Below are 11373 nucleotides of genomic sequence, written 5' to 3'. Positions count from 1 at the left end.
GTTGAAAGTCGTTATATTGAAGCCGATACTCTGGAAATAGTTAAAAACCTTAAAAAACGTGGAGAATCAATAGAAATGCCCCCATCAGGAATTGAATTATTATATTTTGAAGATATGATTACAAACTTTCCTCTAATACTTCATAGAGGTGTCAATGCTGTTGAATCAGCTAATGTGACGTTAGAAGTTATCCGTGAAATTTGCGGATCTTGGAGTAATAGAAATCATGATCGTGCCATTACTTTCAACATTGGAATCAGTTATGAAACAAAAAATGCAATATTCTCTTTTGCCGGGCATATAGAAGATATACTACAGTGGTTGGCTTTTCAGGGGAGTAAATTCCCAACAACTGAAACAAATTGTGCTGATTGGTGTGAAACAGCAGCGACATTCTTAAGCGGAAACTTCCCAGAAGCAAATGATAAGCCCCGTCTTGGTGAAATGTTGAAATATACAGGTCTACTTTATTTTGAACGAAAATTCCTAGATCATAATGATTTCAGACCCTATTTTGATGAAAAAAATAAAGCAGTGATGGTAGAACTCAAGTTTTTGTTATCACAAAAAGATATTGTTGAAGAAATTGAAAAAGGGAGACTGCAGGTGGCACCAGTGTATTTTGCGGAATCTAATTGTAGTAAATGTAACGAAGATTATAAATCTTGTACTTGTTCAAAAACAACGGAAGAAGATGTATTTCAAAATATGGGGAATTTACATGGTAAAGGTATATTTTGGACAAAGAGAAGAGCCTAAAGTCATATAATTGTTATTATAAGCACAAATGCTCCATGACATATTGATGTCGGGAGCATTCGTTATATAGAAAATGAGCTGCAAAAATATTAAGAAGCAAGGGGCAGTTTACATGCAAATGCCTAATTTCACCCGGAATAATATAATAAATTCTCTTCAAAGAATTGAACAAATGGACCCAGTTGATATAAACCCTCCTACAAAGTTTGAGTTGCTTTATCAAGGGAAACGTTATCCTCCAAAGGAAGTACTACGTTATGCTAATTTAGATCTAAATGGTAGATTTCTAGAAGGTCACGGTGGTGGAGATGAAACAAATGATGTATTAATTAAATTAGGTTTTACGGTTGTTTTGTTAGGAACCAATATCGCCATCGGACTTAGATATACAGCCAAAAAAAGAAAAGGTATCATTGACGAGTATGAATTATTTGACTTAAATCGGACGTTCATAGAGGATGTTGCCGAGGAGATCTTAAGTCATACAGACAGAGAGATGCTAACGAAAGCGCGTATTGGGCAATCTGTATTTAAAAAAGGCTTGTTAAAACAAAATTCTTGCTGCGCTCTCTGTGGTGTTACGTTTGAGCCGTTTTTAATAGCTAGTCATATTAAACCGTGGAAGGATGCGGCCAACCATGAACGGTTAGATCTAAATAATGGTTTACTGCTATGTCCAAATCATGATGCAATGTTTGATAAAGGTTATATTACATTCATGGATAACGGTTCCATGCTTATTTCGAAACTACTTGATGAAACAACAAGGGTTTTAATGAACCTTCATGAAGATATGAAAATAAAAGTAAATGATCAACAGTCCCAGTATATGACATGGCATCGTGAATATTGTTTCAAAGATAATGTGTAAATTATGAGCAATCTGTTGGTATAAAAGGAACAGTCAATAATTGCAAACTTTCGTCTACTGTTATCTTACTATAGGCTTTTTTGTATAAAGGAACTTCTAAACTAAATAAAGAGGTATCGGTATGGAGGGACTCCAAGGGCAAGGATTTCTTAATAATCTTTTAAATGACTTAGAAAATGCAAAATCGTTGACAATAATTTCACCTTATATTAATAACTTTGCAGTGGAAAAAATTCAAGAAGCTCTTAAAAATAATAAAGGAATAAAAAGCTCTCAATTTATTACACTACCTATTGGTACTGAATATGTTACGGGAGCTGTACAGCCGGAATCGCTATTACTATTACAAGCTATGGGGTTTGAATTAAGATCTTTGAAAAATTTGCATGCTAAGCTATATTTAATCGATAAAAGTATAATATATATAGGATCTGCTAATTTCACGTACAGTGGATTTGTTAAAAACATTGAAGAAATGCAAAGATTTAGACCTTCGGCAAAACAAATTGATCATATTCAAAGACGATTCGTGCAGCCCTCAACCCCACTCAATATTAACCAGGAAACTATTGAACACCTTAATAATAAATATTCTGATCTAAAAGAGCATTATGAAAATATTATTCAGCTAATTGAAGATCAATTCGAATCTAATGATTATGAAGAATTTTTACAAAAAATTGTAAGTAAACGAAATATAGAAACTTTTGAACATGTAGAAAAGAATTATGGAAGAATGTTTATAAGATAGATCAAAAGTACGTAATAAAGATTCTCAAATCGAAAATACATGATAATACAGCACCATTTGAACAAAACTTCCGTTATTCTTTGTCTACAAAAGGGGGGATGCAAGCCATAAATAAAAAGATAAATGCATTCCTTTTTATTCTCGGAGATACAGATCAATTCGTTTGTATACCTAGAACATTTCTAGAGGATCAGTTCTTATTGAGTAAATATTTAGATGGAAATAAAAGAGCCTGGCAATTTCAAATCAGTTTCGCAATGGATATGGTCTTTTTACGTACAAAAGGGAGATCTACCATGAAAATTTTTGATGTTACATCATATAAAGATAAAATTCGTTACAAGATTAGTTTGTTAAATAAGAAAAGTATGTTATTTAAAAAACTCTTTATGAATGTAACATAATCGTTATTTACGAGAATAAACGCTCCGTGACAAAGTAACTGTCCGGAGTTTTCGTTATATTATTTAGTAGGAATTTCAACGTGAAAGTATTAGACCAAGTACCATTTACACAACGCGAATTCCTTTATGGAGCTGAGAATTGATGTCTGTAATAATGTTCGACTATCCGAGACTCAGAGGCGATGGTTTGGTTTAAAGTTTGAGTTGATACTTCCCATATTGTTTCGGAAGCAAAAACACCTTTTCTCTGATCCCCAATGATGAGTGTGGTAAGTAATGTTAAAAACCCGAGAGAGGGCACTTTTTCCAAAGTGTCCATCTCTCGGGTTATTACAAACGAAGTATGAAGATTCCTTTATTTATTAAGATTAAATAAATGTTTCTTCCTTCAGGTATCGAACTGCAATCAAGAAGAGAACGAAGAAAGGTGGTATCCAATGCTACAAGCGCAATTGTATGGAAAAACTTCTTCAGAATTAACATGGAGTGAGGATATTTTAACTTCCAACATCTTTGGTATGTTGAAATATTTAAGTTCACCAGCTGTTATTGTGAATGTATTGAGAAATGCTATAAGTCTAGATAATAGAGCACTTTTCATTCCGAATGACATCCAAGGGACAAGTTACCACTTTTGGCCAAAACTTCGTAATAGTGAACCGGATCTAGTGCTTGTCTTGCACAGTTCTCAAGGAGATCACTTGGTAGGGATGGAAGCTAAATATTTGTCGAAAAAGTCTAGTACCGAAGACTATACTATTGATGAAACGGAACGGACTAATGGTCAACGTGATCAGCTTGCCAGGGAGATCGAAGATCTATACGTTGTGGCCAATTATTCTAAAATCGGATTAAAGCAGGATCGAATCTTATCGATAAGCATGTTGTATGTAACATTGGAATCTTATATACCACGGAATGAGTTAGCCGAAACCATCAGATCTATACAAGTACATGGAAAATGTTCATTTACCAAAGAACAGTTATACTGGCTGTCTTGGAAGTCGATATATTCAAGTCTTACGGATGTACCTTTATCTGCAACGGACGGGTTAATCATTGATGATCTTAAAAGCTACTTAGCTAGAAAAGACATGAAAACTTTCAATGGATTCAATGTATCACACGTAAGCAAGCTTGCATGGGCATTTAAGAAGAATGTAAGGTATCACGCAAGTCCGGTTGAATCATTATCGTGGGGATATAGGAGGATATCGAATGGAACAAAGTGAGATAATGCGAATATCTATTGAGAATGTGCGTAACATCGTAAACAATAGCATACTTCTTTTAAAAGATGCAGATATCGTTTTTTCGAAAGCTGGCTTTTTACCTATACATGGGAATACAATAGGCAGCGAGTCAAGTAAGGATATTAATCAGTCACCTGACCAGCCAAGAACCTTTTTTCCTCAATATATGACGCGCTATTATTCTCATCAAGACAATAAGTCTTCTAGTAAATTGCTAGGATTAAATGTTCAGTTTTATCATTTTAATTATGAAGTACTGAGCCCATGTCTCATTGCAGCATTTTGCAAGTTAAAAAATAAAGAATCTAGACCTCAATATTGGTGGATAAAATATTGCGCATTTGAAACTGATATTTCGTTTAAGTCCGATGGATCCGTTTTTAAATATGAGGATGAAGATGCAGAAGTAGAGTTTTGGGGACTTGAGTTATCTCAGTTTAATAATATCGACGATTTACAAAAAGTAGTTATCTCCAGGTTATTGGCCATGTACTAATAAGATTGATTTTCCTTTGTTTTTACGGTTAATGGACTACAATTTGTATCATGCAGGGAGTTGTTTGATCTGGAAAAATTGATTTTAAGTCGTAAAGGATTCGATTCTGACTCAGGCTATGGGTACTCGCCTTATGACCCCGAGACAGGAAAATATATAGTTATCCCCATTCCAGAAGATGAGATTGAAAATCGAGCGATTCGTTATAAAGATCTGAAGTTAAAGAGAAACTATTTCGAAAATATTAGTGCGGAAAATATGTATGATCTTATTTATACTAAATCATTAAAATATAGTTTAAAGACAAAGAGTGCTGTTAAAAATAGCTTTGCTCATTTCGACCCAATGTTAGGAGGGTGCCCTTGGTTAAAGGATATGCCAATGGTGGGGGCTTTTGGGCAATCTAAGGCAGCTGCAGGTCATTTGAAGGGTAATAAGGTTGGTAAGGGGAGCATATTTCTGTTTTACAGCAGGTTTATTCCAATCAGCGGGAGATTACATCCTCTTGATCCTAGTGCCAGTTGGAATAAAGGTGTTTATTACATCTATGGCTGGTTGAAGGTTGAGAAGGTGATTGAGGATTATTTTGACGTTCCAGAAGATGTAATTAATGCGAACCATCCCCATTCTACTGAATCGGACTTTAAATCCCGAAAAAACAATACCATATATCTAGCGGCAGAGAAACTCTTTGATGATCTGGACATACCCGGTTGCGGATATTTTCCAAGACTGGTCAATCGACAGATGCTTTCTTCCAAGTTACATAAAAATATTCCAAGTATTTGGAGATTACCTGCGTTTTTCTACGAAGATAGATACCGCCCAACATACCTTAATAAACGTGAAAAAGCGAAGGAACGATGGCTGCTTTTTGATGATGAAACTTGTTTTGTTCAAACTACAGGGCGGGGGCAAGAATATATAACCAATCTTGATGAGGTTGGGCTGAAATGGATAAGACATTTGTTTGATAATGAGAGAAACTGAAATTGATAGAATATATCCGTCATTTCATTGCAGGACAAAAAATGAGACACTTGCCGCTTTAGCAAGCAAGTGTCTTTTGTCAAAATTATATGCAATTAGTTTCCTTATTTCTGTTCTCGATCAACCGATGGCTCAAGATGCTTTCAATCAACGTTGATGTGATAGAACGGACGATCGAAATGCTTCAGCGGGAAATTCCGTTCCGTTATCAACGTGTAGATAAAACCAGCCATGAGCAAGCTAAACAGTTGTACCGACAAGCGGACATTATTGTCGATCAAATTATAACCGGCTCTTATGGCTTGCTTTGTGTAGAATCGATGGCTTTCGGAAAGCCCGTCATCGCCTATGTGCGGGATGATCTGATGAGCCGGTATCCGACTCAACCCCCGATCTGCAATGCCAATCCGGATACGTTCTATGACGTGCTGAAATCTTTATTATTATCGCCGGAGACACGGTTTCAGAAGGGGGTAGAGTCGAGGAAATTCACAGAAGATTATCACGACAGCATGAAAGTCGGGGGCAGGTTATTAGAGATATACGGGCAGTTAACGAGCGGGTAAAAGGGGTTTTCTTGGAAGCCATTCCACAATTTAATCAAACGCTTCCTTGCATAATTGCTTGGTTTTCGAGAAATTATAATCTTGTTCATCCAAAAACAACGATCTAGGAGGCTAACGTTTAAGATGCAGCTAATCCCTTATGAACCATTCCGACATCTCGAAAACATGAGACGGGAGCTTGACCGTTTCTTCACAGGAGACTTGTCGACTTTTAAAACAGGATTCGGTCAAAATCTCGGCAGTTTAAGGGTTGATGTCCATGAAACCGAAAATGAAGTCGTGGCTACTTGCGATATACCGGGATTAGAAAAGAAAGAAGATGTGAATATCGATATTGACAACAACATCCTTACCATTACCGGGTCCATCAACAGAGCAAACGAAGTCAAAGAAGAAAATTTGCACAGGCAGGAGCGTTTTGTCGGCCGTTTTCAACGCTCCATCAGCTTGCCTTCAAGCGTATCTTCAGAAGGCGTTACAGCGACTTATAAGAATGGTGTACTTGAAATTCGTATGCCTAAAACCAAACCCGATACGAAGAAAAAAATTGATGTTAACTTTCATTAACCGGGCCGATTTTGTTCCAGGCAGCAAATGAGCATCGCTTAATCCAGAGAACATCATGACCAGTCAGGATTTTGTTGATTGGTCTTTTTGCGTGCATGTCGAAAGGGTGGCACGATCACAATGGCTGCTAGCGAGAATACGAACCGCAAACCTCCTCCTATATGACAAATGTCATACCTTCTACTTGACGTTTATGACTACAGCGAACGGGCTGCATTTTCTATAATTGAAGATAGAAAACTGCGTCCGGTGTTCAACAACGTTCCCCGCGCGTCATATCGAGGAGGAAGCCCGCAATGCACCAAGCTAGCATAGCCCATCTGAAAAAGAACGTCGCTCCTTATGAGAAAACCGATACGAAAGCGAGTATCCGGCAGCTTGTCAACACCCTGGTTCCACTTGTGCTGCTCTGGTACGGCGCGTATCTTAGCCTGTCCGTTTCGTATTGGTTAACGCTGCCGATCGCGATCGTTGCGGCCGGGTTTGTGGTTCGGACGTTCATCATCTTTCACGACTGCTGTCATCAATCGTTCTTCAAGAACCGCCTGGCTAACGATATACTCGGCACCATTACGGGTGTCCTTACGCTTTGTCCGTATGAACAGTGGAAAAATGCTCATGCCATCCACCACGCGACGAGCAGCAACCTCGATAAACGGGGGATCGGCGATATATGGATTTTGACCGTGGACGAATATGCGGCTTCTTCATTGTGGCGGCGAATCGCTTACCGGATTTATCGGAATCCGCTCGTCATGTTCGGACTCGGACCGAGCTTTGTTTTTCTGCTGCAGTACCGGTTTAACCGCAAGGGAGCGAGACGCAGGGAGCGCATGGGCAATTATTTGACGAATGTACTCCTGGTCGCTTTGTATGCGCTGTTGATCTGGGCTGTCGGCTGGCAAGCATTCGTCATGGTTCAAGGGCCGATTTTCTTCGTATCCGGCTTGTTGGGCATCTGGCTGTTCTATGTCCAGCATCAGTTCGAGGATTCCTACTTTGAGAACGAAGAAGAATGGAGCTATGTGAAAGCCGCGGTGGAGGGGAGCTCTTATTACAAGCTTCCCACGGTTTTGCAATGGATCACGGGCAACATCGGATTTCATCACGTTCATCATTTAAGTCCGAAAGTACCGAACTATAACCTGGAGAAGGCGCATGAGGCTACGCCGCCCCTTCAAATGGCGACGACCATTACGCTCCGCACCAGCCTGAAGTCGCTTCGTTTCCATCTATGGGATGAGCGTAACAAAACGTTTGTCGGTTTCAGAGACATCAAACGGGTGCTCGGCAAGACCGATCCTGCAGTCCATTCCATAAAAAAACATAGCCCGAGTCTGCAAGGAAAGTAACTCTGCGCCAAACCTTTATGTTATGATACAAGTAACTTTATCGGCAAAGAACAAAGGATGGGCGACCATGCAGAAGTGGTATCAAATTTTTCACAAAAATACGGGTCTTAGTCCTTATGTGTGGGTCGTCTTTTACATCCTTCCGTTTTATTTCATATTCCGGTCATCCTCTACGTACGAAGTGGTGATCGGCTTCATCATGATTATCGTGTTCTTTGTTTGCTACGTGCTGTCCTTTGTTTCCAAAGGCTGGCTGGTGTACTTTTGGACAAGCGTGCAAATATTGATTTCCATCACGATGACCTTGCAGTTCGGCTATGTGTATTTCTCCCTCTTTTTGGCTTTTTTTATCGGCAATATACAAAATCGGATCGGATTTATTACGTTGTACTCCATTCATCTGGTTAGCACGCTGGCGACTATCAACTATGGGTTCGTATCGAAAAATCCTGTATTTATTACCCAGCTCCCGTTCGTCCTGCTCAGTCTGATTGCCGTGATCCTACTTCCCGTCACCACCTACGACCGGAACAAAAGGGATCAATTACAGGGACAGCTGGAGAATGCGAATAAGAAAATTTCCGAGCTGGTCAAGCTGGAAGAACGCCAACGCATCGCCCGCGATCTGCACGATACGTTAGGGCAGAAGCTCTCCTTAATTGGCTTAAAGAGCGATTTGGCGGGTAAATTAATAAATAAGAACCCGAACCAGGCCCAGATCGAAATCCAGGAAATCCGGCAGACGGCCAGAACCGCGTTGAAGGAAGTCCGGGAGATGGTTACCCAAATGCGCGGTACGAAGCTGGAGGATGAGATGTTTCGAATTGAGCAGATCTGTAGAGCGGCTCAAATTGAGTTCGTTTTGGAAGGGGACCCTAAGCTGACCGACACCTCCTTGATGACCGAGAATGTGCTCAGCATGTGCCTGAAGGAAGCTGTCACCAACGTGGTGAAGCACAGCGGCGCATCGATGTGCTCGATTGCCATCGAACCATCGCGAACCGAGTTGGTTATCCGGGTGAAGGACAATGGGATCGGCATAGCGGATGAATCCTTATGCGTCCGGGGGAACGGACTGCGGGGCATGAAAGAGCGGCTTGAATTTGTGAACGGAAGTTTGGAAATCAGTTCCGATCATGGAATGTTACTCGTGATGAAAGTGCCGAACGTCTTCAAACCAGCGGAGAAGGAGGCGGGGACATGATCCGAATTGTGATTGCCGAGGACCAGCGGATGCTGCTGGGCGCTCTGGCTTCCCTGCTTGATTTGGAAGAGGATATGAAGGTCGTAGGTCGAGCGAGCAACGGCGAGGAGGCCGTGAAGCTGGTTCACCTGCATAAGCCGGATATTTGCATCATGGACATTGAGATGCCGGGCAAGAGCGGGTTGGACGCGGCCGAGGAATTGAAGGGATCCGGCTGCAAGGTGATGATTCTCACCACGTTCGCCCGCTCCGGCTACTTCGAGAGGGCCGTCAAGGCAGGCGCCAACGGGTATTTGCTGAAGGACAGCCCCAGCGAGGAGCTCGCTGACTCGATCCGCAGCATCATGGCCGGCAGGCGCATCTACGCCTCGGAGCTGGTGGATGAGGCTTATAGCGAAGAAAGTCCGTTGACCGAGCGGGAGAAGGAAGTGCTCGTCCTTATCGCCGACGGCAAGAATACGAAGGAAATCGCCAGCGAGCTGTACATTACAACCGGAACCGTCCGCAATTACATTTCCACTATTCTGGATAAGCTCGGCGTCAGTAACCGGATCGAAGCGATTATGCGGTTCAAGGAGAAGGGCTGGTTCAAGTAACAGGTTACCAGCCAAAGTCACGCCACCTGACGGCAGGATGGAACCGCACCTAGCAGAAATGAAAGCTCATGAAAGAGGCCCTACGAGTAGAATCGTGGGGTCTTTGTTTGTGTACGGAGAACACGAAACGGCCGGGCAAACCGGAAATTTGTTTAGAGTCGCCCGGGCATGGTATTATTACTAAATATGGAAGCGTATACAATATATACGTTTATACAAGTGGCGATCCAATTCATGAGTCAAATCCGGCTTGCATCTGCTTTATCCCTGAACGGAACACCCATTCTACAGAACAATAAGGAGGCCCGGCATGACATCGATCCATCAATTGCTTATGCCCGGAAAGGTCTTATACGGGCGGGGAGCTTTCACCCAAGTAGGCGAGCAGGCAAGCCTCTTGGGCGTCAAAGCGTTCATTATCAGCGATCCGATCATGGCAAAGATCGGTAACGTCGATTTATGCATCGAGCATCTGAACCGGTATTCGTTTCCATACGCCACCTATTTGAATGTGGATGCAGAGCCGACCGATGTTCACGTGCAGGAAGCGCTAGAAATTTGCCGTCAGGAGCAATGCGACGTCATCATCGCTTTAGGCGGAGGAAGCTGTATCGATACTGCCAAGGCCGTGGCGGTATTCATGACCAACGAAGGCCATCTCAGCAAATACGTCGGCGGCAAAAACCGGTTCCGCACCAAACCGATCCCGCTCATTGCCGTGCCCACCACGGGGGGAACCGGATCTGAAGTCACCAAAGTCACAGTCATCATCGATACGGCGAACGATGTGAAAATGATGATTTCGGATCCGGCGCTGCTTCCTGCGATAGCCATTGTCGATCCATTATTATCCGTTTCCTGTCCCCCGGCCGTTACGGCGGCTACCGGAATCGATGCGCTGTGCCATGCTGTGGAAGCTTACCTTTCGCGCCGCTCGCAGCCTGTAACGGACCTGTATGCGCTGTCGGCGATAGAACTGATTATGAATCATTTGCATCAAGCTTTCATTCAGGGAGACGATGTGGAGGCGAGAGAAAAACTTGCGCTCGGCGCCATGCTGGCGGGAGCCGCTTTCTCGAATGCGTCGGTTACGCTGATCCACGGGATGTCGCGTCCGGTGGGCGCACTCTTTCATGTGCCGCACGGGTTATCGAATGCAATGCTGCTGCCGGCTGTGTTAGATTATACGAAAAGCAGCGCGGAGGAACGGCTTGCCCATATTGCGCAGACCATGAGGCTGGACACGACCGGTACCGCCATCCCGGAGCGCGCGGACATGACGATTGACGCCATCAAAAAATTGTGCCGTTCTCTGCGCATACCGAATATAAACCAGTGGGGGATCGAACGGGACAAATGGGCGAACGCTGTCCATAAAATGGCGTTCGATGCTCTCGACAGCGGCAGTCCCGCGAATAATCCGAAGATTCCGACCCACGAGGAGATCGTCCAGCTGTATAACGCGGCTTACGACTACAGGTTTTGTTAGCTTTCTTTTTTATCTTGAAATTAACCCCGTTGTATGTTAAATTAAGAAAAGACAATGTAGTTTTTATTTAGAAAG

General features: G+C 42.3%; 12 protein-coding genes. All 12 read left to right on the top strand.

Annotation, left to right across the window (positions count from 1 at the left end):
• A partial coding sequence (locus tag FKP33_RS27245; protein WP_181410198.1) for a hypothetical protein occupies positions 1-759 on the top strand: 759 nt, incomplete at its 5' end.
• A gap of 112 nt (positions 760-871) precedes the next feature.
• Positions 872-1630: an HNH endonuclease gene (locus FKP33_RS17745; RefSeq protein ID WP_181410197.1), complete on the top strand. Its 759-nt coding sequence runs from the start codon at positions 872-874 to the stop codon at positions 1628-1630.
• Between the two features lie 121 nt (positions 1631-1751).
• A complete protein-coding gene (locus FKP33_RS17740; RefSeq protein WP_141335927.1) occupies positions 1752-2381 on the top strand; it encodes a phospholipase D-like domain-containing protein in 630 nt (209 codons plus the stop codon).
• Between the two features lie 841 nt (positions 2382-3222).
• The gene (locus FKP33_RS17730) at positions 3223-4017 is read left to right on the top strand and encodes a hypothetical protein (protein WP_141335925.1); all 795 of its coding nucleotides are present in this window, start codon (positions 3223-3225) and stop codon (positions 4015-4017) included.
• Positions 4004-4534, top strand: coding sequence for a hypothetical protein (locus FKP33_RS17725; protein ID WP_141335924.1), 531 nt, complete (start codon positions 4004-4006; stop codon positions 4532-4534). The genes FKP33_RS17730 and FKP33_RS17725 overlap by 14 nt, the downstream gene beginning before the upstream one ends.
• Before the next feature lie 60 nt (positions 4535-4594).
• Positions 4595-5524 (top strand): Nmad3 family putative nucleotide modification protein, encoded by a 930-nt coding sequence (locus FKP33_RS17720; RefSeq protein WP_141335923.1) that lies wholly within the window; start codon positions 4595-4597, stop codon positions 5522-5524.
• Between the two features lie 137 nt (positions 5525-5661).
• Positions 5662-6090: a glycosyltransferase gene (locus tag FKP33_RS17715; protein WP_181410196.1), complete on the top strand. Its 429-nt coding sequence runs from the start codon at positions 5662-5664 to the stop codon at positions 6088-6090.
• Between the two features lie 123 nt (positions 6091-6213).
• Positions 6214-6657, top strand: coding sequence for an Hsp20/alpha crystallin family protein (locus FKP33_RS17710; protein WP_127609287.1), 444 nt, complete (start codon positions 6214-6216; stop codon positions 6655-6657).
• 296 nt (positions 6658-6953) lie between these two features.
• Complete coding sequence (desA, locus tag FKP33_RS17705; protein WP_127609289.1) at positions 6954-8009, top strand: Delta(5) desaturase DesA; 1056 nt, start codon at positions 6954-6956, stop codon at positions 8007-8009.
• A gap of 67 nt (positions 8010-8076) precedes the next feature.
• Entirely contained in the window at positions 8077-9213 is a 1137-nt protein-coding gene (locus tag FKP33_RS17700) for a sensor histidine kinase (RefSeq protein WP_127609291.1), read from the top strand.
• Positions 9210-9809 (top strand): response regulator transcription factor, encoded by a 600-nt coding sequence (locus FKP33_RS17695; protein WP_054797828.1) that lies wholly within the window; start codon positions 9210-9212, stop codon positions 9807-9809. The genes FKP33_RS17700 and FKP33_RS17695 overlap by 4 nt, the downstream gene beginning before the upstream one ends.
• 310 nt (positions 9810-10119) lie before the next feature.
• Positions 10120-11298 (top strand): iron-containing alcohol dehydrogenase, encoded by a 1179-nt coding sequence (locus FKP33_RS17690; protein WP_141335921.1) that lies wholly within the window; start codon positions 10120-10122, stop codon positions 11296-11298.
• The last annotated feature ends 75 nt before the right edge of the window (positions 11299-11373 follow it).

Source organism: Paenibacillus sp. tmac-D7, from assembly GCF_006519665.1.
Classification (GTDB): Bacteria; Bacillota; Bacilli; order Paenibacillales; family NBRC-103111; genus Paenibacillus_G; species Paenibacillus_G validus.
The sequence above is the reverse complement of the archived record's forward strand: the minus strand, read 5'-3'. Positions and strand labels throughout refer to the sequence as shown.